A 23338-nucleotide genomic window follows, 5' to 3' on the forward strand; every position below is an offset into this window, starting at 1 on the left:
GCTGCCCCCTCGCCTTGCATGTATTAAGCCTGCCGCTAGCGTTCATCCTGAGCCAGGATCAAACTCTCCATTGTAAATTTTGTTGTGACCTCTTCCCGTTAAGGAAGGATCGAATCTTCTTAAACGAGTATTTCTTACTCTCTTAGTTTATCTCATCATGTCAAAGAACAGAGCCAATCAGACTTTCTTTCTCTCTTTTCTCTTTCGCCGTCTGCGATTGGGATTGCAAAGGTAGAAAAAGATTTTACAGTTGCGAACTATGGGCCAAAAAAATCTTCAATTTTGTTAAAGTTCTTTAACTATTTAAATATTTCACAAGCATTATACAATTACTCCTCCAAAACGAAGGGATATTTGTAGTCAACAGGAGAAACCAGTGTCTCTTTAATTGCTCTTGGAGATACCCACCTTAGCAAATTTAAAACTGACCCTGCCTTATCATTCGTACCGGAAGCCCGGGCACCACCGAATGGCTGCTGCCCTACTACCGCACCTGTTGGCTTATCATTAATGTAAAAGTTGCCCGCAGCATTCACTAAATGTTCCGTCGCGTATTGGATCGCATACCGGTCTGTTGCGAACACTGCACCGGTAAGTGCATAGGGCGAGGTGTTATCTATAATTGGAATGATTTCTTCAAACTTGTCCGCATCATATATATATACAGTCAGCACCGGCCCAAAAATTTCTTCGCAAAGAGTAATATAATTGCTTTTAGAGGCTTTGATCACTGTTGGCTGAACAAAGTACCCTTTGCTTTTGTCAAACCCTCCTCCAACGACAATTTCTGCATCCCCACTACTTTTCGCTCCTTCTATATAGGTAGCAATTTTGTCAAAGGACTTTTCGTCAATGACCGCATTGACAAAATTGGAAAAGTCTTCAACACCGCCCATCTTGATTTCGGCCAGATCCTTGATCATCAAGTTCTTCACTTCTTCCCAAAGATTAGACGGAATGTAGGCCCTGGATGCAGCAGAACATTTTTGTCCCTGATACTCAAATGCGCCCCGTACCAAACCGGTTGCCAATGCTTTAGGATCCGCAGATTGATGAGCTAGAACAAAATCCTTTCCACCTGTTTCCCCTACTATTCTTGGAAAGGATTTGTAAAGCGAAATATTGTCGCCTATCATTTTCCATATCGTCTGAAAAACCTTGGTACTGCCTGTAAAATGGACTCCGGCAAAATCACGATGTTTAAAAATGACTTCTCCTGCCACAGGACCATCTACGAGGATCATATTGATAACACCGGCAGGTAACCCAGCTTCTTTGAAAGCCTTCATAATGACATTGGCAGAATAAACCTGCGTAAAAGCAGGCTTCCAAAGCACCACATTACCCATCAAAGCAGGAGCAGCCGGCAAATTCCCTGCAATGGCGGTAAAATTGAACGGTGTTACCGCGAATACAAATCCCTCCAATGGTCGATACTCCATACGGTTCCAGACGCCGTCAGATGAAATTGGCTGCTGTTCGTAAATTTCTCTCATGAAATTCACATTGAGCCTAAGGAAATCAATGATCTCACAAGCAGAATCGATCTCCGCCTGGTAAGCATTTTTGGATTGGCCCAGCATGGTTGCAGCGTTGATCTCTGCTCGGTAAGGCCCGGCAAGCAGGTCAGCAGCTTTCAGGAAAATCGCAGCGCGTTGCTCCCAGTTCAATGAGGCCCATTTGCTTCGCGCATCCAGCGCAGCACCAATCGCCTTCTTTACATCTTCCTTATCACCTTCATGGAAATAACCCAGGACATGCTGGTGATCGTGTGGTGGTGTGATAGGCTTTTTCTTCTGTGAATATATTTCTTCGCCACCTATATATTGTGGGATATCGATCACTTTTGATCTTGCCTCTGCGATGGCTTTTTTCAGTTGAATTTTTTCCGGACTTCCCGGTCCGTAATTTTTGACCGGCTCATTTTTTACTGCCGGCACATTGAAAATACCTATTGACATCTTTATGGTTTGTTTTGTTGTCCGAGTGGCTGTTAATACTAACAAAAAAATTTGCTTACAATGCCAAAATCTGACATTAGCTCTTATTTCGTATAGCAGATCTCCTAAGAAATCCAATTAAAGGTCTTTAAAATAACTTACTAGCTGGTATTTTCCTTAAATTTGCGCTCCCAATTTTTGGCTCATATTTCTATTAAAATGATATTTTACAGTACCAAAACTGCAAGTTTGAAAGCCTCTCTGGAAGGAGCTATCTTTCATAGTTTGCCTCCGGATAATGGCTTATATATGCCTGAACATATTCCCGCAATTTCCGAAGAATTTCTAGCGGACATTGAAAACAGGACATTCAAAGAAATTGCAATTGAAATAACGAGCACATTATTTGAAGGCGAAATTACAAGAAGTGAAATTGAAACCATCATTGATAATGCCTATGATTTCGAAGCTCCTATCGTCAAGATTACTCCTGATGACTACGTATTAGAGCTTTTTCATGGCCCATCGATGGCTTTTAAGGACTTTGGGGCAAGATTTATGGCTGCAATCATGTCATACTTTTTGCTTCGTTCCAAGAAAGAAATTAAAATATTGGTAGCTACCTCGGGAGACACGGGTGGCGCGGTCGCTCAGGGATTTTATAAAATACCAGGCATTTCAGTCACAATCCTTTATCCGAGTGGCAAGGTGAGTGACATTCAGGAGAAGCAACTTACTACACTAGGATATAATGTTACTGCGCTTGAAGTTGCCGGAACTTTCGATGACTGCCAACGTCTCGTTAAGGAGGCTTTTCTTGATCCTGAGCTCAATCAAAAATTCAATCTGGCTTCTGCCAACTCCATCAATATAGCCAGGCTAATACCGCAGTCATTTTATTTTTTCGCTGCCTATGCCCAGCTCAAAAAATTAGGCAGGCCCATTGTATTTTCGGTACCAAGCGGAAACTTCGGAAATCTGAGTGCCGGATTGCTCGCCTACCGCATGGGACTGCCAGTTGAACATTTCGTTGCCGCTACCAACCTTAACAATGCAGTACCCCGGTATTTGGAAACTGGCAGCTACGACCCCGCTCCTTCCATCGAAACAATTTCCAATGCTATGGATGTGGGCAGCCCAAGTAACTTCGTTCGCTTGAAAAGATTTTTCAATGATGACTGGAAATCGGTGACTGAAAAAATTTCCGGTTTTTATTTTACTGATGAGCAAACTCAGAAAGCGATGCGGGAAGTTTACGGTAATGCAAATTATGTCATGTGTCCTCATACCGCCGTCGCCTACCGCGGCCTGCAGGAGTACCGTAAAAAAAATAAGAGCAATTTCACGGGCGTCTTCCTTTCCACTGCTCATCCAGCCAAATTTATCGACCTGGTCGAAGAAACATTGGGAAAAAGCATCGAAATACCCGAAAGGCTGAAATCTTTGCTTTCAATTGAAAAAGAGTCGGTAAAAATTAATGCTGACTTTACCGAGTTTAAAGCACTACTAATGAGTTAATTAAATCGATATTTTTTCGATCTGTAACGCCGGAGAATTGCGTATTCAATCAGAACCTTAGCTAAGTCACGAATAACTAAATGTAAAAGGGGTCAAAAGCTGTGTGCTTCTGACCCCTTCTTACTGTGTATCGAATTTTCTAGTTAATCACGTCGCCCCTCAAAATTCTGAACCGTTTTCGAGACTCAGCTACAAAAATACTTCCCGGATATTTTTCCATTAGTTCCTGATACAACTTCATCGCCTGATCCTTGCTGTTCAATTTTTCCTGATACAGTTTGGCCATCGCATACAAGGCATCATCACCGTAAATGTCATGGCTATATTTAGAGTACAACAATTTCAGATCTTCCATCGCCTGCTGGTTACTATCCAGCTTCATGTAGGTCTTTGCAGTAAGCCAGAGGATTTCATCTGAAAGGCTATGGTTTTGATATTTTTGGTAAAGATGTTTTAAAGAATCAATGGCCTGAAATTTCTTGTTTTGAAAAAGCAACAACTCCACTGCCGAATATTCCTTCATAGCCGACTCGTTACTATCCAATCCGGTGTTATCCATGATCAGTAGCGAAAGCTCGTTGGCGTCATTTGCGATCTCCCTGGAAGTCGCTTTCTTCAAAATATCCAGTACCGCTTTCGCCAGCACAAATTCCCCTTTAAAATAATGAAGCTTAGCATTGCGCAGTTTTGCTTCATACCCGAGCAAATCGTCCTTCTGAGATTTTTCAACTTGTGAATAAACCAATGTAGCTTCCCAGGGCTCACCTTGCAAAAGGTAAATATCTCCCAGGTCGAGTTTACATTTATCTACGAAATTCTTTTCCTGCTTGCCCGCTTCAATGGCCATCTGAAGTATTTCAATTGCCTTTTTGAAATCGTCCATATAAAAGGCATTAAGAATTGCCATATTCCGCAATGCCTCTATCGTCCTTACATTGACGCCCAACTCATCCACAAGCTGCTGGTACTGTCCCAATAGCTTGTGCACCTCGCTTCTTTTGACGGGATAGGTATTCTTCACCTGCTCTTCCCTGGCAAAAATCGCCATTCGTCGGGCAACCGGATACAGCTGGCCTTTGGGATACTCTTTCACCAAATGGTCGAATATAGTGCCGGCATTATTGTAATCCAGGTTCTGCAAGGCCAGCATTCCCAGGTTATAAAGCCGCGATCCGTTGTGCTTGAAACGCTTGTCCAGCGATCTTTCCTGGATAAATGCTTTGTAAAAATCCTTCCGCTGGATCTGGTACCAGATCAGCAACTCATTATAAAAACCTTCATTGGGAAACTTCTGGATCTTGTCGTAAAGAACCTTCTCCAATAATGTCTGCTCCTTCTCGTCCTTGGTGAAGTCTTGAAGCATGTTCTGTACCACCTCGGTATTTTGATACCGCATGCCATAAGAAAGCAGCTCATCGATCATTTTTTCAGGGTCATTCAAATCCCGGTACACACTCGCCAGTTCCAGCTGAAACAGGTCGTTTCGTTTCGAAGATACCCTTGCTTCCAGAAGTATATTTTTCGCCCATTCAGATTGGTTAATGGAACGGAATTCGTCCGCCAAATCTCGTTTCAGTTCGATTCTCGCGCCCGAGGCGGCTACGGCCTGCTCGTTCTTTTTGGAAGCCTCCTGGGTCTTTCCCTGCGCCTCTAACAGTACTCCCCAATAAAGAAAGTACCAGCTTGCATTGGCTGCATCATTCTTGATCTGTTTTTTATAGAACTGCTCAGCATCCCCCCAGGCTTTGGTTTTGACTATACAGCTCGTATAGTTTTTCAGGGATATCTTTTCGAATGATGATTTAAGCAATGCATTGTAATAGGTAAGCGCTTTCGGGCAGTCACCGTTCTTGAAATACTCCTCGGCCATCTCCTTCTCGCTCTGGCCCGCCGCCGCCGCCCCGGAAAGAATAAACCACATCATAACCCAACTCGAAACCTTTTTCATAATAGAAAAAAAAATTTGTCTTTAGTTATTATTATTCTCTAGGGCTGTGGATATGGGGATAATTAGTTTATCCACTGTAGATTAACATACTTATCAACATAATGTGTATAAGTATTGAGAGTTATCCACTGAGGCTTTTTTAAATATCAACATTTAAGTGGCTGAAATACAAGTTATGAATTTATCTGTACACATACGAATGTTGGTAAGCCCCTTCAGCTACGTATTTTTGTTATCCACAATTTCTAAAGTGGATCAACGTACTGTTAACTCCCGATTAGATGTTAGTTGTCCACGTTTCAATCGGAATGGATTTTTTATCCACACAAAACCCGGTTTATCCACAGCGTTGTTAACAATTTAGTGATGCTTATGAACAAAATTTCAGGGTTATTAACATAGTTATCCACACAAAGTGCATAAGAAATCAACAGATTTTATTTAGGAATGGTAATATTGACGTCGTTCAGCTCGAAATTGGCCTTCAGAAGTATCTTATCCGGCATATAATAGATGGGTTCAGGCTGCAAGTCTTTATCCAGTTGCCCCGTATCCCACCTTCTGTTCCTATTCTTATCAATGACGATCCGCAGATAGTATTTTCCTTGAGGAATATGTCTGAATGTGTAGGGAGAACTGTACACTGATTCAAAAGTTTTGTATTGCTCGTCTACCAGTTCTACAATGAAGCGCATAGATGTATCAGCATTCACGACTGAGCCTTTGATCTGGCCGTAATCTTCCTCTTTTAAAATAGGGTGCCTCAGTAGCATTTTGGATAATGTATCGCCTTCCACACTGATAATAGACCCTTTCGGTAAATCCCATTTAACGGTGTCTTTCGCGAATGATTTAGCAGAAACCGTCAGGATATTATGGTTTGTGTTCCACTCGTATTTAAATGCATTCAGCGGCTCGTGCGTTAAACTGTCCGTGATCAATGTGATATTTTGGTCATCTATGAATTGTACGGGTTTGTTCAAAATCAGTCTGTAAGTGAATGTATTGGTGAGCGGTTTGTTGGATTCTGGCATCGTAGTTAACGTCAACGGATCCTTCTGTCTTTCCTTTCCCCGAGGCGCTTGAAAAGCTACTTTCTGCTCAAAATCTGTTATCGTACCCAGTGAATCTGTTACTGAAAGTTTTACCAATGTGGAGTCAGGATGTGGCTGTACATTGAAAAATTTGAGTGCTGCTCCATTTTCCAGCAAGTACGGTAGTGTGTCTTTATTCATGAATGTAACATTCACTTTCTCGATTGGCTTGCTAAAAACGACCGAATAATTGTTGACCCGGGGAATGGTTCGCTGTATTTTTAACAAAGTATTATCAGAGAGAAACATCGTTAAGTTATAAGATGCGGAGTCCGATCCTGCCTTGATAGGCTTACTAAGAAAACCCATTCGCTCATCCTTCGCGTTGAAAAGCATGTTCCTGTTCTTGTCATCAATAGCGATGAGTTTGTATTCTCTGCTTTGAATATTTTCAATGGAAAAAATGCCGCTACTATCAGTTCTTGAAAAGTAGTAAGGCTTCTGTTTGGCGATATTTAAGGTGTCTGTGACATTATATAGCCCTACCAGTGCGTCAAAAATTGGCTTGTTGGTTTTAATATCTTTCAGGGTTCCGTATACCCGCGCAGAGTCAAGCGTACCGGACGTGCTGAAAACAAGTTTTAGGTTTTTGGCTGGGTTTTTCTCAGCAAAATCTTTGATTGCATCGCCGAAATTCAATGTGAATGTAGTACTGTCTTTGAATTCATTTTTGAATGTGAGCAACACCGACATTCCATTTTGTTTGTAAGAGTATGGATTATCGGCTTCGGGTGTAATGATCAGTTTCTGGTTAATGTTATCTACGACCACATATTCGTCGAAGAACAATTCGATCTTTCTGCCTTTAAAATTAAGCGTCTTGTTAAGTGGATTGCTTTCCACAAGATTGGGCGGAATGGAGTCTTTCTTTCCGCCTGTTGGTACTACTTCCTGGGCACAGCGACCGAATATTAACAAGCAAATAATAGCCACTGCAAGGGTCTTGATCATAGCACGGGTAATGTAAAAAGCCCCCAATACATCGGGGCGTATTGAGGGCTGATTTGATGTTTTCAAGGTTTTATTTTTTGTTAATGACGTAAATAAGACTGGATGTATTCAGTGTTTCGCTGCTGTCCGATTTGCCTTTCCAATTAGATACAATACCGGTCCGGACACTATCGACCAGATTGATTTTTTTGCCTTTGTATTTGGTACTTAACATGCCTACATAAAACGAATCGAACCACATTGGCAATATCTTTTCAATGTACATATGATGCTTTTCGACGAGCTGTTTCATGCTTCCTTTTGTGAAATGATACAGGTGACGCGGAACATCGTATGCAGCCCAAAACCTCCCGTATTTCAATGCGTCAAATGACTGAGGATTAGGTACTGCGATGATCATCGTACCGTTTTCAGTAAGATGTGTTGTTAGCCATCCGAGGGTTTCATTTAGCTGATGTACATGTTCTAATACGTGCCAAAGCGTAATGACATCGAATTTTTTATCCTGTAATTCGGCGGTTTGAATGTTTTGAAACACGCTTGCTCCTACCCTTTTTGAAGCCACTTCTCTTGCTCCTGAATCAGGCTCAGTACCAAACACTTTCCATCCATCCTCTTTGATTGCATCCACGAAGTTGCCTGTACCGCATCCAATATCGAGTAATACTCCTTTTTTGGAAGACAGTGCATTGATCATTTTGACTTTCTGACCAATGGTGTAATCGCGAACAGATGTGTATATTTTACTCATCACATCCTTCGCGTCATCATGATGTGAAATGTAGTCCTGCGATTGGTAGTAGGCGCCTATTTCTTCCTCGGGTGGCCGTGGATTGGTAAATAAAAAGTAGCAGGAGTTGCATTGTTGTATAGTAAATTCCCGGTGCGAAACGGTATAATCTTCCACATTCAGGTAATTACTGAAACTGGATTTGTTACAAACCGGGCAATTTTCAAGCGTTTCTAATGACATTATCGTCCTATAAAGAGCATTAATACTGAGATGTCGGATGGGCTAACACCGCTGATGCGGGAGGCTTGACCGATGGTAGAAGGACGTGTGCGTTTCAATTTCTCACGGCCTTCGTATGATAGTGATGTGACTACATCGTAGTTGAAATTTTCAATGATGCCCAGGTTTTCAAGTTTGTTCATCTTCTCAACAAGCAGCATTTCTTTCTCAATGTAGCTGTCATATTTGAGATTGATTTCCGCTTGCATAATAGAATCCGGACTGAAATTTTCGAGCAGGGATGCCACCGTTTCATTAGCGCCTGACAATTGGGCGATAGATATCTGAGGTCGTTTCAACAGTTGCGCTAATAGCATTTTTTCACGGATCAATGCAGTTCCGATGCTTTCGAGCAAAGGATTGATTTCGTCCGGAGTGATTTTCGTCGCAGCGAATGTGGTAATGATGTCGTTAACCTCCTGCTGCTTTTTAAGTACGTTTTGCAGGCGCTCTTCACTGGCCAGACCAATCTCGTGGCCCTTTTGCGTAAGTCTGATATCTGCGTTATCCTGGCGAAGAAGTGTGCGGTACTCAGCACGGGAAGTGAACATCCGGTACGGTTCTTCCGTGCCTTTATTGATCAGATCATCGATCAGAACTCCGATGTATGCCTCAGATCTTTTAAGAACAAAGGGGGGTAATTCGTTCACATTTCTATGCGCATTGATACCGGCCATCAAACCCTGGCAAGCGGCTTCCTCGTATCCTGTCGTACCATTGATCTGTCCTGCAAAAAAGAGGTTTTTGATCAGATGCGTTTCCAGTGTCGATTTAAGCTGTGTCGGTGGGAAATAGTCGTACTCGATCGCGTAGCCCGGGCGAAACATTTTGGCGTTTTCGAATCCAGGTATTTTTCTCAAGGCAGCGAATTGGACGTCCTCGGGAAGTGAAGTAGAGAAACCATTTACATATACCTCCACAGTGTCCCACCCTTCCGGTTCTACGAAAATCTGGTGACGATCCTTATCAGCGAAACGATTGATCTTGTCTTCAACAGAAGGACAGTACCTCGGCCCAATGCCCTTGATCCTGCCGGAGAACATGGGGGATTTTTCAAAACCAGTGCGAAGTACCTCGTGTACTTCCGAATTGGTGTAGGTGATCCAGCAGCTTCTTTGTTTAGCGAGAGGCTTGGTATCTGTGTATGAAAATTTGGCTGGTATTTCATCGCCCGGTTGTTCTTCCATTTTGGAATAGTCGAGTGAGCGTCCGTCCACACGCGGAGGTGTTCCGGTTTTCATGCGACCTGATTCGAAGCCCAATGTTACCAGTTGCTCTGTAATTCCGGTAGCAGATTTTTCGCCGGTACGCCCGCCTCCAAAATTTTTCTCACCGATATGGATGAGTCCATTTAGAAATGTACCATTGGTAAGTACCACTGATTTTGATCGGATCTCTATGCCGAGACTGGTCGTCACGCCACATGCTTTTCCGTCTTCAACAATGATTCCTTTGGCGGTGTCTTGCCAGAAATCAACATTTGGATTCCTCTCTAAAATGTTCCTCCACTCCTGGGCAAATAACACGCGGTCGCTTTGGCATCTCGGGCTCCACATGGCAGGGCCTTTGGAAAGATTAAGCATCCGGAACTGGATCATTGTTTTATCGCTGACAATACCAGACTGTCCTCCGAGCGCGTCGATCTCACGAACGATCTGTCCTTTCGCGACACCACCCATTGCAGGGTTGCAGGACATCTGTGCGATGGTATGCATGTTCATTGTAATCAGCAGTACAGAGGAGCCCATTGTCGCTGCAGCCGCGGCTGCCTCACATCCCGCGTGGCCCGCTCCTACCACTATTACATCATATTCTTGAAACATAATTTGTTCACTTATTAAACCACTTTAATTAAAGTGTTCCACGTGGAAATTTAACTAGAATTGGATAAGGTACTCGTCCTCTTTGGCCCTCATTGCTTTTTTCAGACTTTCATCCGAATCTTCGTAACCCATCAGATGAAGCAAGCCGTGTACCAGTACACGACGCATTTCGATTTCAAAATCAGCGTGAAACGTCTCCGCATTCTCCTTCACCCTGTCTACACTAATGTAGATGTCACCTTCCAGTACATTGTCTTCCTCACTATTGTCAAACGTAATGATGTCCGTGAAATAGTCGTGATCCAGGTACTGTTTATTGATTTCTAAAAGATATTCGTCGGAACAAAAAATGTAATTCAGATCAGATATTTCGTAACCCTCTGATTTTGAGGTATTTTTGATCCATTTTTTGGTTTTGAGCGGACGAGGTAAGTCGAAATCGACGTCTTCTAAGAAGAAATTAAGCATGCTTATCGGAACTGCCGGAGGACTATCATTTTAGCCAATAATAACCCTCTCTACATTTAAATGTTTGATGGTAAATAATTTACAAACATACTAAGTATCTTGTTAAGATAACATTCAACAGCAAACAGCTAGTAACAACTCTGTCATAAAAAGTGTTAAAGCCGTTTGCTGCATATTCCAACAAAATCAACGGGTGATCAGTTCTTAGCCTGGTATTTGCGGAAGTAAGTGTCCACCTCCCTTTTGTAAAATGGAGAGAATGTAGGCGGGATAGTCCGCAGTAATTCGGTCTGCTTTTCTTTTTCCCGGATGTATTTTTCAAATGCTGCAGGCGGTTGGCGCGGCAGCTGTTTTGCGCTTTGTGCCTTGCGCTGCTCATCCTCATCCTGCTCCTTCATCGCCTTTTCGGATTCCAAGAGCCTGGTTGTAATTTCCTGGTTGCGCTTGATCAGTTCAGGGGTAACCCGCTTGTTGACGAGGTCGGTTTCAGTTTCATCCATTTTTTCGGAAATCTCCTGGAGCTCCTTGCCCATTTGCTTGCCTACCTCCGTCCCTTTCTGAGACTCCATGAGATCCTGTATCATTTTACGGATTGCGGCTTGCTGCGCGGCCATACGCGCCAGTTGTTCTGAATTATTTCCCTGCCCCTCTTTGCCCTGTCCTAGCTGCTTGATCTGTCCGTTCAATTTTTCCTGCATTTCGCCCATGCCCTGCTGTTCGCCTTTTTGCTTGCCCTTCTTACCTTTTCCTGAACCCGGCATTGCCATCGCCATTTGCTGCTGCATCTGGTTAAATACATCGCTGAGCATAAGCGCCAGGTTGTTCATGGACGTCATTGAAAATTGCTGCTTCGATGTGGCGACATTGATCTGTCTGTCTTTAATGCTCTTCACGCTTTCATCCATGTACAATTTCATGTCATTCAACTCGCGGGTGATGAACGACTGGATCTGTACCACGCGACCTGCCAGGGCATAGAGACTGTCCTCCACAATTTTGGCATCGTCTTTCAATTTCAATTGCTGCTGGCCGAGCTTGATAAATCTTGGATCCTGAAGACTGACACCTCTGAAATCTTTCATCAATGTTTCCTGGTCAAAAGATAGCGTGATCAGGTTTTCCAGAATATCCCTGAGCGCGTCCAGGTTCTCCTGCATTTGCTCCATCTCCGCAGCCTCCATTTGTTCGGACATCGACTGCGACATTTTTTTCATTGATTTAGCCGCCTTTTTCTGCGACTCAGAAGCTTTTGAGTTCTGTTGCTTGTCAAGCTGCTCCTTACTCTGTTCCATTTGCTCAGAAGCATTTTTTTGCTCTTCCTTCTGCGAATCAATAGGCTGTTCAAGTTCCTCACCCATTTCTTCGACCTCCTTCATATTCTCCTGGGCTTTCTTAAACTCTCCTTGAATATCTTCCTGCTCTTTTTTCAAGCCGTCGTTCTTGCCCTTCTTATCGTCGGGGCTTTTGTTCTTTTCGTTTTCCTGGGATTTGTCTGCCAATGTCTCCTCCTTCTCAGCAAGGTCGTCGAGCTTTTCTGCCAGATTTTCCATTTTCTGCTCCATTTGCATTTGCTTCAGGAGCTTCATGGTACGCTCCAGTTCTTTTTCAAGGTTATTCTCCTTGTTACGCAGTTTTTCCATCAGGCTGGACATGCGTTCGCTTTGCTTTTGTTCAAGAAGCTTTTTCAGCTCTTTGTACAGCTTGTCGGTATCCTTGTCCATTAGTTCATCCATCAGCTTTTGCAGCTGGTCGAGCTTGCTTTGCAACTCGGGGCTTTGCTGGTTAAACTGTTTTGCCTTTTCATTCGCATTCTGGTTCTTTTCCTGCAAAGCCTGCAGTTCCTTCATCAGCTCCTCACGCTTCCGCAATACCTCCTCTATTTGTTTCTGTTCTTTAAAGTCAAGTTCCTTGTTGGTTTTCAGTCGGTTATCGAGATTATCCAGGTCCTTCTGAATGCTTTGCGCCTTTTTCATGGCCGACTGCATTTGGTTTTCAGTTTCCTGTTCCGATTTTTTTATTTCCGCTTCCAGCTGATCTTTGGATGGTAATGTAAATTGAATGGACCGCGAGCGGGCGCTTTTTGCGCCATTCACGCCATCATTGTCCCATACCTGGGCATAGTACTCAATTTTATCTCCGGGAGCCAGTTTGAGGCTGTCTACGTACCATTGAAAGAAAAAGCTTTGGGTATTGACGGTTTTGTTGAAAGGAATTGGAATACCTTTTGGTTGGGAAGGTTTATCCTCATTGGCCCTTTTTACAGAATAAAACATTTTCAGCTGCGAGAAACCATAGTCGTCGCTGATGGAGCCGCCCAATACCAGGTAGTTATAAAGCGTAGTATCTTGGAAATTTTCTAGGTTAAGTACCGGAAATTTGTCAGGTATCACATTGATATAGTAGCCAATTTTATCCGCATTGGTGGTTTCATCATTTTTCAAAGAAACCTGATATTGAGAGGAGCGGCGAACTGCGCGACGGATCTGGAAATGCTCTCCATTGCTTTCCTTAGCTTTATAAAGCGCCGAATCGTTTTCAAAACGGATGGAAAGAGATTTGGTTGACGAAGTATTAAAGTCCCATTCAATGGTAGTACCCTCCGGAACCGACAAATTCCCAACATTACTCAGGCCCTCAGAAGGTTTGTTCAGATACGATGGGTAATGCAGGTTTACATCAAATGATAACAAGGAAGGTCTCTCATTAACTGTAATCTTATATTCGTCGGAAGCATAACCAGCTGCGTCGAACGAGAATGCGACATTGCGTTGTAAATTTTTGAATGTATAGGAGAAGTTGCGCGATCCTTCGTGGGTTAGTTTGAACCGTGAGCCATTCTGTACCAGATACACAGCACTGGGTAGTGCTTCACCTTTCAACGCTAATTTCAATGTAAAATCTTCATTTCGAAAGGCTTTCAAACTCTTATTTTCCAGTACAAAAGAGAATGGGGCGTAGGTGTAATTTTTCTGAAAATGAATGATGCGGTCGGAACTGGAAGAGAAAAACGACGGATTGAAAAGTAATATCGCTGCAATGGCTGCCAGAGGATAAACAGCGTACTTAATGCGTTTGCGGTTTTCATTGAAACGGATTGCATCGGAAAACCGCACGATCAACAGCTGCCCGGATTTTTGCTTTATACTGGCTTCTATCAGATCAGATTGGGTTCCCGATAAACTCCTGAGCTGCAATGTATTAATCAGTTTGTCCCCTATTTCAGGAAAATAAGAACCGATCTGCAAGGCGGCATCCTCGTCAGATAATGGTTTTTTGAGCCCGTACAAATGAATCAGTGGCTGTATAACCCATTGAAAAAATGTAAAAACCAAAACAGCAAGAAAGCCAAAGAAAAGCATTCCCCGGACTACGGAACTGAACCGTCCGAAATATTCAATGGTATTGAAAAACAGAAACACAGTCAGCAGCAAGGCGATCGAAAGGATTATGCCTTTGAGCAACTGGTTCTGATAATATTTCTGACGGTATTCCTGTATGCGTAGCAACAGGCCTTCCATTGCCGGAGTGAAAGGTGCCATATGTGACCTCGTTATAACTGTGGGATTATAACGTATGCGGGAATTAAAAATTACCAATTGCTCACATACGCTTCAAACGAAGAAATATAATGAAATTTAGTCAAATTATACTCTCTATAACCTGAAAATTGGTTTTGCGCAGACTGTAATTTTGGCACTTAAGGGTTCTAAAGGGAAAGTAATACCCCGGCCGAGGCATAGTTGATCCAGTTGAAAGTATAAATGTCGTCTGTATCCGCTCCGCCCTCTACCACGCGGTAGCCCAGCTTGATACCGAACCTGGGATTAACCTGATAAGCAACTCCGGCAAAAATATCCTCTGCCCTTCCTGCCTTGGCCGTAAGCGCATCACCTTCCAGAATAAAATTCCAGCGATAAGAGGGCTTGTACGACGCGTAAAAATTAATCAGCGGGACAAAGCCAATATTGTCGAAATGCGTGTCATTAGACTCATTTTTAAAGCGAACATCAGCGTCTCTGACCTTGGCTGTCAGACCCGCGCCCAGCATCCACCTTGCATTGGATATGAAGTCGTACCGATACGTTAACCGGTAGGAATTGAATTTGTAAAATACGGAGGTATGTTGGCCAATTGGAAAGAGAATGCCATTGAAATTCACATTTTCCCGGAACGAACCATTGTATCGGACGGTAAGTGGGGCATATAATGCCGAAATGTTGTGCCTTTTGGCGAAAGTATAGCCTGCTCTGATCCGATAGAATGCTTTCGGGCTGATTTCAAGCTGCTGAGCAAGGTTCACCAATGTGCCTCCTGCGTTTGGGATACGCACTTTATTGTAATTCGTCCCGAATACTACGCCACCTTCCAGATCCAGACGAAGCTGAGCGAAGAGCGGTGCCGCATTGGTGCAAAGCAATAGCAGGAAGACGATTCTGGATAGTATATGCATCATAACTTTATAAAAAAACAAACAACCCGTTGAGGAGTTGTTTGTATAAAATTGATGCCAGAAGAAAATTCTTGAATATTAAGCCTCGATGGTTTCGGGATAATTTTTGACCTCTCTTACAAAAGATTTAATGTCTTGTTCGAGATCGGTACTTTCCTGCAAAACCCGGATAAAGGCGCTGCCGATAATGGCGCCGGCGGCGTGGCTGGATGCCATTTTAAAAGTTGCATGATCTTTAATCCCGAAGCCGATCAATCGCTCATTCTTTAATTTCATTGAATCCAGACGTTCGAAATAGGACTCCATATCCGTACTAACCCCACTTTTAGAGCCTGTGACGCTTGCGGAGGAAACGGTATAGATGAAACCCTCACTTACCTCGTCGATCTGGCGTATGCGCGCTTCTGATGTTTGTGGCGTTACCAGGAATATGTTCAGTAGTCCGTAGGTATCGAATATGGATTTGTACTCATTGAGGTACACATCCATTGGCATGTCTGGTAAAATCAGTCCATCCACCCCTGTTTCAGCACATTTGCGGCAGAAATTTTCAATTCCGAATTGCAACACCGGATTGATATAACCCATCAGCAAAACGGGAACCGAAATGGTTTCGCGCATATTCTGCAGCTGTTCAAAAAGGATTTTCACAGACATTCCGTTCTCGAGAGCCTGATCATTGCTTTTTTGAATGGTTTCTCCGTCTGCAACGGGATCAGAATAAGGCATACCGATCTCAACCAGGTCAGCACCGCCATCCTGTAATGCCCGAAGAACGCGCATGGTATCGTTCAGCTCCGGAAAACCTGCTGTGAAATACACATTAAGCAGTCCGTTACTGTCGCCTTCGGCCTTGAAATTCTTAAAAAGACTTACAATTCGGTTCATTCCTGTGTCCAGTAATCTATCACCAATACTTTGTCCAGATGTGGTTCCAGAACTTTTACAAATGCTTTGTGGTCGGGATGAGGCAGGTATATTTCACGTGCCGCCTCGCTGTCGAAGCTAACGAAGAACGCATGGGTGAAGCCTTGCGATAATCCTTCGGGGCTGTTATTGATACCCCACTCAAACCCTTTCACTTCCTTGATCTTAGTAGGAACCTTTTTGAAGGCATCCTCAACTTCTTTAATCTGTGCCGGAGTTGCGGAGTCTTTAAATTTGAACAGGACAACGTGACGTAACATTTTCTTAGAAGTTGTATTTTGGGGTGAAACAAATGCCATTGATCCAAAAAGGAGCATACCGGCAAACAAAAGAAGCTTTAAATTCATGTGATTTGGATTACGGATTATAAATGGAAAGCCCTGAAATGAGATAATGGTTTACTAGGCGGAGCAATTAATACATTCGCCTTCGTCGCTAAATTTCAACCGGTCGAACTCGCCCAGTTTTTCTTTTAATTCAAGAATTTCATCTTCCAGGTCGCATCTCTCGAATAGAGACAGCTCCCCTGAATTTACCTTTCCTTCCAATTCCTGAATTTTCAGGCGCAGGTCGAAAACCTCTGGTAATGTTAGTGTTGCCATGTGATGTTAATGATCGGGTGAAAAATTAATCGATATACTTCATATAAGTAGCCATATCCTTGTCACCGCGGCCGGAAAGGTTCAGTACTACTGTTTCGTCAGCGGAAGCACCGAGTCTGCCCAGTATTGCCAATGCGTGGGAGGATTCCAGTGCAGGTATAATGCCTTCATAACGAGTCAGTTCAAAAGCAGCCTGAACAGCTTCTTCATCCGTAGCGGACATAAAAATCCCGCGACCGCTGTCGTACAGATATGCGTGCTGAGGACCAATTCCCGGATAATCGAGTCCCGCAGAAATTGAAAAAGGTTCTACAACCTGTCCGTCTTCTGTTTGCATTAGTATCGTGCGGCTTCCGTGCAGTACACCCGGTTTCCCCAGCGCAGTGGTAGCAGCGGAATGACCGGATGTTAAGCCCAGGCCAGCAGCTTCTACGGCTACCAGTTTCACGTTTTCTTCGTCCAGAAAATGATAAAATGCACCGGCAGCATTACTTCCCCCTCCAACACAAGCAATCACATAATCAGGTGTTTCTTTACCGGTTTGCTCATTTAGTTGCCATCTTATTTCCTCAGAAATAACAGACTGAAAACGGGCAACCATATCAGGATACGGATGCGGCCCTACTACTGATCCGATGATATAATGCGTATCGACCGGATTATTGATCCAGTGGCGCATGGCCTCATTGGTAGCATCTTTAAGGGTTCTTGATCCGCAGGTAGCAGGTCTTACTTCTGCTCCCAGCATCTTCATTCGAGCCACGTTAGGTGCCTGGCGTTCAATGTCCAGAGAACCCATGTACACAATGCATTCAAGATCCATTAAAGCACAAACAGTAGCCGTAGCTACACCATGCTGACCAGCACCGGTTTCAGCGACTATGCGCTTCTTTCCAAGTCGTTGAGCCATTAGTATCTGCCCAATGGTGTTATTGACCTTGTGTGCGCCTGTATGGCATAAGTCTTCTCTTTTTAAGAAGATATTGGTTTTATATTTTTCTGAAAGCCGGTTTGCCCTGTAAAGGGGCGTTGGACGGCCCACGTAGTTTTTTAAAAGATCGTTGAATTCTTTTTGAAAAGAAGGATCTGCAATGATCTGAAGATAGTTTTCACGTAGCTCCTCGACATTAGGATAAAGCATTTCGGGAATAAATGCACCGCCAAAACTTCCGTAATAACCACGGTTATCAACCTGGTAGGAATTCTTTTCTGCTATTGCTTCCATAATAATTAAGCTTCCGCCTCTTCTTTCTCTTTTACACGAATTAAACTAAATAGTTCTTCCAGCTTGGCAATGTCCTTAATACCTGGTTCGGTTTCGAACTTACTGTTCACATCAATACCGTAAATAGGGAGTGTTTTAGACAACGCAATGATCTCATCAATGTTATCCAGATCAATGCCCCCGCTGAGGAGAAATGGTTTTTCGTTGTCGTATTTCTTTAATAATCTCCAATCAAATGCGACTCCGTTACCCCCGGGATTATCTCCTTTTGTATCAAACAGAAAGAGGTCGCAGAAAGATTTGTAGTTATTAAGCATTGCAAAATTAAACTGCTCGTCGATAGAGAACGCCTTAATGACATTCACTCCTTTCTGGCGGATGCTGCGGCAACTGTCAGGCATTTCATTTCCGTGCAGCTGAACATATTGCAGGTCATATTTTTTGACCATGTTCAGAATGTGCCCGGGATTCGCATTGACAAAAACCCCTACCTTCTTAATATTTTGAGGGATGCTTTTGACGTATTCTTCACTTAATTCTTCTCCTGCAAAACGGGGTGATTTTTCGTAGAAAATAAACCCAATAAAGTTAGGTTGTAATGCAACCACTTTCTCAATGTTGTCTTGCTGGCGCAGTCCGCAAACTTTTATTTTCATAGAACCAGTGGATTTAGATTACTGTGTTGAGTTAAGTCTTGTTGCAAATCAGCAAGTGCGGCTCCGGGATTTGCAGTTTTCATAAATGTTTCACCAATCAAAAAGCCTTTATAGCCGTGTTGATACAATTTAATAATGGTATCAGCATCTTTCAGGCCGCTTTCTGATATCTTAACAAAAGAAGCCGGGATCAGTTCGCTCAGGCTTATAGAAGTTTCAATGGATGTTTCGAAGGTTTTGAGGTTCCGGTTATTAACCCCCACAATATCAATGTGTTCGCCGATGCTCTCTGCCAGTTCCCCGGCATTATGCACTTCCAGTAATACTTCCATGCCAAGCTCGTGTGCCTTTTTACTAAGAGCCGAGACTTCGGAAGGTTTCAGGCAGGCAGCGATCAATAATATCACATCCGCGCCAATGGATTTTGCCTCGTAAAGCTGATACTCATCCACAATGAAGTCTTTACGCAGCATAGGAATACCCGGATTGGCTTCCCTGGCTTTCAGGAAATCATCAAAAGATCCGCCAAAGAAATCCGTATCAGTCAGCACAGATAACCCTACTGCACCCGCGTTGACATAATCCAATGTTACATTTTCAGGGAGTACCTGATCATTAATGATGCCTTTGGAAGGAGATTTTCTTTTAAATTCTGAAATGATCTGGGGAGATGAAGCGGATCTTAGGGCCCTAGCTAACGAAATAGTTTTGCGCGAGAACAAACTCTCATTTTCCAGGGCGGAAACCGATTTATGTTTTTTTGACTCGCTTATCTCTGTTTGCTTGCGGGCAATAATTTTTTCTAAAATATTCATCTACTATTCCGATATCTTCAAATATTATTTCAATGGTGTTAGTCCGGCCTATTCTTCAATCAGCGTTTTAAAACTTCTTAATGCCTTTCCGCTATCAAGCGACTCCCTCGCTGCCGCTACCGAATCTTCCAGGGAAGAGCCAGGGTTGGCACAATACAATGCTAAGGCAGCATTGGCCAGTACAGCCTGTTTCTGTGCAGATGTGGCAGTGTTATTCAATACATTCATGAAAATTTTCGCAGAATCCTCGACGGTTTTACCTCCTGATAACTCATCGGCGCGCAAAGTTTGTAACCCTAAATGAGCGGGAGTAAGGATTTGCTCAGAATGAGCCGTTATGATTTTAAAAGCTCCTGTCAATGACACTTCGTCGTATCCGTCTAATGCGTGAAGAACCAAAAATTGTTTATCCGTCTGTTGGTAAAGATAAGCAAAAAGACGCGCTAATTCAAGACTGAAAACCCCTACAAGCTGTTTTTTGGGAGATACCGGATTGACCATCGGACCCAACATATTGAAAAAAGTTTTGACGCCCAATTCACGGCGCACCGGAGCTACATTCTTCATCGCCGGGTGAAACAAAGGAGCGTGTAAAAAGCAAACTCCGGCTTCATTGATCTTCCGTTCGAGGTAATCTTTGTCATTCGTAAATTTAGCCCCCAAATATTCCAGAACGGTCGATGAGCCACATAATGACGAGACACCGTGGTTTCCGTGCTTGGCGACCTTTTGCCCCGCACCAGCCACCACAAAACAAGATAATGTTGAAATATTGAATGTATCCTTGCCATCCCCTCCCGTTCCGCAAACATCGATCGGGTCGTAGGCCGATAAATCTACAGCCAGGCAAAGTTCAAGCATTGCATCCCGGAAGCCTTCCAGCTCTTCCACGGTTATGCTGCGCATGGCATAAATGGTCAGGAAAGCGGCAATTTCAGAATTGGAGTATTTACCGGTGCTGATACCAATGAGAACGTCTTTGGACTGTTCTTTACTTAAAGCTTTATATTCAAAAAGATGGCTAAGAATGTGTTTCATGATGACTGCAATAACTTAATTAACAAACAACGGGTTTCTGTATTCAAAAAATGATTAGGATATCAAGTCTTAGATCGAAAGCCAGTTTTGTAACATTTCTTTTCCGTGTTCTGTTAACACCGATTCGGGGTGAAATTGTAAGCCTTTTACATCATATTTTTTGTGAGAAAGACCCATTACCCTGCCTTTTTCGTCTAGGGCCGTAATGGTCAGATCGTCGGTGAATGTCTCAGGAATAACAGTCCAGGAATGATACCGTCCCACTTTGATTTCGCGAGGCAATCCCCTGAAAATACGCTCTGATGGATCTATAACCAATGCGGTGTCGCTAATGCCATGCAAGACATCAGTCATATTTTCCAAGGTAGCACCGTACACTTCTCCTATGCCCTGATGGCCGAGACAAATCCCCAGAATACTCTTACTAGGACCATATTCACGGATTACATCATGCATAATTCCGGCCTCAGAAGGAATGCCAGGCCCGGGAGAGAGCAAGATTTTATCATATTTTCCAACGTCCTCGAGGGCTATTTTATCGTTTCTGACAATATCCACCTGGTCATGCAATTCACGAAGAATGTACACGAGGTTATAGGTGAAAGAGTCGTAATTATCTAAAACAAGAATTTTCATTTTAACTATAATTTCAGGGTTATTATACAGCTAAGTTATAATTAAGGACGAGATCGTCTCCGGATTTTCCACGGATTCCCCAGTTGTGCAAGGGAGTTTCTGTCAATGTGATCTCGATATCGTTGGGAGAAATAGCCAATTTCTGTTCCATACGTGAAAATATAAGTTGGTACAACGCCTTTTTTGCCTCAATGGAACGTCCCTCGAACATAGAGATTTCGATGATCGTGTATTGGCTGGTTCGTCCCGCGGGATAGTAAAAATCACCTTCATCCAAGTAAAAGAACCGGTGAGCTCTTTTGTTTTCGGGATATTGAAAAGCGTCAACAATGCAGCTATGCAGTATGTCAGAGAACGCCCGCCTGATTGGATGAAGGAAAGATGTGTGACCGTATATTTTAATTTGTGCCATCGGCTTAAATGTCTCCTGCAACCTGAATGGCCAGACGTAGCGCTGCCAGTTTGCTGTTTATTTCCTGTAACTCGCTCTCTACATTGGATTTTGCCACAACGCCCATTCCGGCCCTGTAAAACAATGTATTGTCCTTGCTCAGGAAGGTACGTATCGCGATCGCATGATTAAAATCACCATTGAAATCCATAAAACCGATAGCGCCACCGTAAATGCTCCTGTTGCTGGTTTCCATCTGATCGATGAGTTTCATGGCATTGTGCTTTGGTGCTCCGGAAAGTGTGCCGGCCGGAAAAGTATCGGCAACTAATTGCAACGGATTCACGCCCTTATTCATAGTTCCGACCACTTTGGATACCAAATGTATCACGTGGGAGTAGTACTGGACCTCCTTGTAATTCGTGACTTTTACAGCGTCACAACTTCTGCTTAGGTCATTTCGTGCCAGATCTACCAGCATCACGTGCTCAGCGGTTTCTTTCGGGTCATTTAAAAGGTTCTGCGCAGCTTCTGCGTCGGCTTGATCATCCCCGGTTCTTCTGAAAGTACCAGCGATCGGATGAATTTCAGCCTGTCCGTTTTTAATGAATATTTGCTTTTCAGGCGAAGAGCCGAAGATCTTATAGCTTCCATAATCGAAATAAAACAGATAAGGCGAAGGATTAATCGAACGTAATGCACGGTAAACATTGAACTCATCACCTTGAAATTCGCGGCTGAATCTCCTAGAAGGTACGATCTGGAAAACATCACCGCGAAGGCAGTGATCGATCCCTTTCTGAATCACTTTCCGCATTTCGTCGTCCGTCACGTTAGATGTTTCATCTGAAACGATCTGAAATCCATACTTAGGGAAATTCCTGTTTTTGATTAGAATTTCAATTTGCTCGAAACCACTATCCTCTTTCGTCTCTCCATATTGATGTTCAAATATGTAAAGCTCGTTTTTGAAATGGTTGATAGCAATTACATATCGGTAAACCTGGTAAAAGATTTGATCGATTTCAGTTTCCGGATTGGCAGGTTGAATCTCAATATCTTCGAAATAGCTAACAGCATCGTACGTCATATGGCCAAATAAGCCATTAGTAATGAATGGGAAACTGCTTTTTTCAGATTCAAAACTTTGTGCAAATGCATACAAAGTCTGGACAGCATCTTTTGAATTGGACAGGATGAAGTTGACTTCTTCACCGTCCGGAAACTTCTGCGTGACAGCTCCGTTGTTCAGCTTGAAGAAAGCAACGGGGTCACAGCAGATATACGTAAATGAGTTTTCGTTACCATGATAATCAGAGCTTTCCAGCAAAATGGTGTTGACGAAGCGGTCTCTGAGTTTCAAATAGATAGATACTGGCGTGAGTGTGTCAGCCAGAAGCTTTTTGTGGCGGGTTGTTATTGGGAAGGTTTTGTTCAATGTATTCATGGTAAAATTTTTATAATGTGCACAAAAAAAACGGCTCGCTGTTGAATGAACAGCGAGCCGTGTGGTAAGTATATTTTTTATTTATACAACGCAATAGCCTACTCGTCCATCTTTTTAAGACGTGCACGCCACCACCAGATTGTATTGAATGCGTATTTCATAAATTGAATAATATGCCGTTATGACATTTCAGGTGACAAATATATAAAAAGAAATTTTGATTTCATTTTATAGTCAAAATTTTATCTAAAAACTTTCAGTTCGACAAATATTGACTCCGCATTCTGATCGATTGTGCTTTGATTAAACGCAAAAACGCCATCCCTTATCAGGACGGCGTTTTTAATGGTATTGTGGCGACTACCTACTTTACCAGGTTTGATCCAAGTATCATCGG

General features: G+C 43.1%; 19 protein-coding genes and 1 rRNA gene. 1 reads left to right on the plus strand and 19 read right to left on the minus strand.

Translation table 11 applies throughout. The features are described from left to right. Together ABIO93_RS14285 and pruA are read right to left on the minus strand one after the other, a co-directional pair. A 16S ribosomal RNA gene (locus ABIO93_RS14285) occupies nucleotides 1-74 on the minus strand; the annotation flags it as partial. A 255-nt stretch (nucleotides 75-329) separates the two neighbouring features. Continuing rightward, the gene (pruA, locus tag ABIO93_RS14290) at nucleotides 330-1961 is read right to left on the minus strand and encodes an L-glutamate gamma-semialdehyde dehydrogenase (RefSeq protein WP_348068745.1); all 1632 of its coding nucleotides are present in this window, start codon (nucleotides 1959-1961) and stop codon (nucleotides 330-332) included. Nucleotides 1962-2159: 198 nt separating this feature from the next. Here pruA and thrC point away from each other — a divergent pair, with 198 nt between their 5' ends. Further along, nucleotides 2160-3458, plus strand: coding sequence for a threonine synthase (gene thrC, locus ABIO93_RS14295; protein ID WP_348068747.1), 1299 nt, complete (start codon nucleotides 2160-2162; stop codon nucleotides 3456-3458). A gap of 139 nt (nucleotides 3459-3597) precedes the next feature. On the opposite strand, the gene ABIO93_RS14300 is transcribed toward thrC, so the two are convergent. The 17 genes from ABIO93_RS14300 to ABIO93_RS14380 all read right to left on the minus strand — a co-directional run bounded on the left by ABIO93_RS14300 (nucleotide 3598) and on the right by ABIO93_RS14380 (nucleotide 22941). Next, nucleotides 3598-5406, minus strand: coding sequence for a tetratricopeptide repeat protein (locus ABIO93_RS14300; protein WP_348068749.1), 1809 nt, complete (start codon nucleotides 5404-5406; stop codon nucleotides 3598-3600). A 437-nt stretch (nucleotides 5407-5843) separates the two neighbouring features. Next, nucleotides 5844-7517, minus strand: a complete 1674-nt coding sequence (locus ABIO93_RS14305) for an Ig-like domain-containing domain (protein ID WP_348068751.1) — start codon at nucleotides 7515-7517, stop codon at nucleotides 5844-5846. 4 nt (nucleotides 7518-7521) lie between these two features. Next, nucleotides 7522-8424: a class I SAM-dependent methyltransferase gene (locus ABIO93_RS14310; RefSeq protein WP_348068753.1), complete on the minus strand. Its 903-nt coding sequence runs from the start codon at nucleotides 8422-8424 to the stop codon at nucleotides 7522-7524. Then, complete coding sequence (mnmG, locus tag ABIO93_RS14315) at nucleotides 8424-10286, minus strand: tRNA uridine-5-carboxymethylaminomethyl(34) synthesis enzyme MnmG (RefSeq protein ID WP_348068755.1); 1863 nt, start codon at nucleotides 10284-10286, stop codon at nucleotides 8424-8426. Before mnmG ends, ABIO93_RS14310 begins: the two co-directional genes overlap by 1 nt. 54 nt (nucleotides 10287-10340) lie before the next feature. Further along, nucleotides 10341-10754: an rRNA maturation RNase YbeY gene (ybeY, locus tag ABIO93_RS14320; RefSeq protein WP_348068758.1), complete on the minus strand. Its 414-nt coding sequence runs from the start codon at nucleotides 10752-10754 to the stop codon at nucleotides 10341-10343. 197 nt (nucleotides 10755-10951) lie between these two features. Further along, nucleotides 10952-14272, minus strand: coding sequence for a DUF4175 family protein (locus ABIO93_RS14325; RefSeq protein ID WP_348068780.1), 3321 nt, complete (start codon nucleotides 14270-14272; stop codon nucleotides 10952-10954). A gap of 188 nt (nucleotides 14273-14460) precedes the next feature. Then, the gene (locus ABIO93_RS14330) at nucleotides 14461-15207 is read right to left on the minus strand and encodes a hypothetical protein (RefSeq protein ID WP_348068760.1); all 747 of its coding nucleotides are present in this window, start codon (nucleotides 15205-15207) and stop codon (nucleotides 14461-14463) included. 75 nt (nucleotides 15208-15282) lie between these two features. Further along, nucleotides 15283-16092, minus strand: coding sequence for a tryptophan synthase subunit alpha (gene trpA, locus ABIO93_RS14335; RefSeq protein WP_348068762.1), 810 nt, complete (start codon nucleotides 16090-16092; stop codon nucleotides 15283-15285). Further along, entirely contained in the window at nucleotides 16089-16448 is a 360-nt protein-coding gene (locus tag ABIO93_RS14340; RefSeq protein WP_348068781.1) for a Dabb family protein, read from the minus strand. Before ABIO93_RS14340 ends, trpA begins: the two co-directional genes overlap by 4 nt. Before the next feature lie 84 nt (nucleotides 16449-16532). Beyond that, a complete protein-coding gene (locus tag ABIO93_RS14345; RefSeq protein ID WP_348068764.1) occupies nucleotides 16533-16733 on the minus strand; it encodes a hypothetical protein in 201 nt (66 codons plus the stop codon). A gap of 25 nt (nucleotides 16734-16758) precedes the next feature. After that, the gene (gene trpB, locus ABIO93_RS14350) at nucleotides 16759-17958 is read right to left on the minus strand and encodes a tryptophan synthase subunit beta (protein WP_348068766.1); all 1200 of its coding nucleotides are present in this window, start codon (nucleotides 17956-17958) and stop codon (nucleotides 16759-16761) included. A gap of 5 nt (nucleotides 17959-17963) precedes the next feature. Then, nucleotides 17964-18614 carry a phosphoribosylanthranilate isomerase gene (locus ABIO93_RS14355; protein ID WP_348068768.1) on the minus strand — a complete coding sequence of 217 codons (651 nt, stop codon included), beginning with the start codon at nucleotides 18612-18614 and terminating at the stop codon, nucleotides 17964-17966. Next, a complete protein-coding gene (trpC, locus tag ABIO93_RS14360; protein WP_348068770.1) occupies nucleotides 18611-19429 on the minus strand; it encodes an indole-3-glycerol phosphate synthase TrpC in 819 nt (272 codons plus the stop codon). Before trpC ends, ABIO93_RS14355 begins: the two co-directional genes overlap by 4 nt. A gap of 48 nt (nucleotides 19430-19477) precedes the next feature. Then, entirely contained in the window at nucleotides 19478-20467 is a 990-nt protein-coding gene (gene trpD / locus ABIO93_RS14365) for an anthranilate phosphoribosyltransferase (RefSeq protein ID WP_348068772.1), read from the minus strand. Between the two features lie 69 nt (nucleotides 20468-20536). After that, on the minus strand, nucleotides 20537-21103 hold the full coding sequence (locus tag ABIO93_RS14370; protein WP_348068774.1) for an aminodeoxychorismate/anthranilate synthase component II: 567 nt from the start codon (nucleotides 21101-21103) through the stop codon (nucleotides 20537-20539). A gap of 22 nt (nucleotides 21104-21125) precedes the next feature. Next, nucleotides 21126-21515 (minus strand): tautomerase family protein, encoded by a 390-nt coding sequence (locus tag ABIO93_RS14375; RefSeq protein WP_348068776.1) that lies wholly within the window; start codon nucleotides 21513-21515, stop codon nucleotides 21126-21128. A gap of 4 nt (nucleotides 21516-21519) precedes the next feature. Next, entirely contained in the window at nucleotides 21520-22941 is a 1422-nt protein-coding gene (locus ABIO93_RS14380; protein ID WP_348068778.1) for an anthranilate synthase component I family protein, read from the minus strand. Between the last annotated feature and the right edge of the window lie 397 nt (nucleotides 22942-23338).

This window comes from Dyadobacter sp. (genome assembly GCF_039919315.1).
In the GTDB taxonomy this organism is placed as follows: Bacteria; Bacteroidota; Bacteroidia; order Cytophagales; family Spirosomataceae; genus Dyadobacter.

Excerpts from the sequence above, each read along its gene's own strand:
- pruA (WP_348068745.1), bottom strand. The coding sequence starts at position 1,961 with ATGTCAATAGGTATTTTCAATGTGCCGGCAGTAAAAAATGAGCCGGTC.
- thrC (WP_348068747.1), top strand. The coding sequence starts at position 2,160 with ATGATATTTTACAGTACCAAAACTGCAAGTTTGAAAGCCTCTCTGGAA.
- ABIO93_RS14300 (WP_348068749.1), bottom strand. The coding sequence starts at position 5,406 with ATGAAAAAGGTTTCGAGTTGGGTTATGATGTGGTTTATTCTTTCCGGG.
- ABIO93_RS14310 (WP_348068753.1), bottom strand. The coding sequence starts at position 8,424 with ATGTCATTAGAAACGCTTGAAAATTGCCCGGTTTGTAACAAATCCAGT.
- mnmG (WP_348068755.1), bottom strand. The coding sequence starts at position 10,286 with ATGTTTCAAGAATATGATGTAATAGTGGTAGGAGCGGGCCACGCGGGA.
- ybeY (WP_348068758.1), bottom strand. The coding sequence starts at position 10,754 with ATGCTTAATTTCTTCTTAGAAGACGTCGATTTCGACTTACCTCGTCCG.
- ABIO93_RS14325 (WP_348068780.1), bottom strand. The coding sequence starts at position 14,272 with ATGGAAGGCCTGTTGCTACGCATACAGGAATACCGTCAGAAATATTAT.
- ABIO93_RS14330 (WP_348068760.1), bottom strand. The coding sequence starts at position 15,207 with ATGATGCATATACTATCCAGAATCGTCTTCCTGCTATTGCTTTGCACC.
- trpA (WP_348068762.1), bottom strand. The coding sequence starts at position 16,092 with ATGAACCGAATTGTAAGTCTTTTTAAGAATTTCAAGGCCGAAGGCGAC.
- ABIO93_RS14340 (WP_348068781.1), bottom strand. The coding sequence starts at position 16,448 with ATGCTCCTTTTTGGATCAATGGCATTTGTTTCACCCCAAAATACAACT.
- ABIO93_RS14345 (WP_348068764.1), bottom strand. The coding sequence starts at position 16,733 with ATGGCAACACTAACATTACCAGAGGTTTTCGACCTGCGCCTGAAAATT.
- trpB (WP_348068766.1), bottom strand. The coding sequence starts at position 17,958 with ATGGAAGCAATAGCAGAAAAGAATTCCTACCAGGTTGATAACCGTGGT.
- ABIO93_RS14355 (WP_348068768.1), bottom strand. The coding sequence starts at position 18,614 with ATGAAAATAAAAGTTTGCGGACTGCGCCAGCAAGACAACATTGAGAAA.
- trpC (WP_348068770.1), bottom strand. The coding sequence starts at position 19,429 with ATGAATATTTTAGAAAAAATTATTGCCCGCAAGCAAACAGAGATAAGC.
- trpD (WP_348068772.1), bottom strand. The coding sequence starts at position 20,467 with ATGAAACACATTCTTAGCCATCTTTTTGAATATAAAGCTTTAAGTAAA.
- ABIO93_RS14370 (WP_348068774.1), bottom strand. The coding sequence starts at position 21,103 with ATGAAAATTCTTGTTTTAGATAATTACGACTCTTTCACCTATAACCTC.
- ABIO93_RS14375 (WP_348068776.1), bottom strand. The coding sequence starts at position 21,515 with ATGGCACAAATTAAAATATACGGTCACACATCTTTCCTTCATCCAATC.
- ABIO93_RS14380 (WP_348068778.1), bottom strand. The coding sequence starts at position 22,941 with ATGAATACATTGAACAAAACCTTCCCAATAACAACCCGCCACAAAAAG.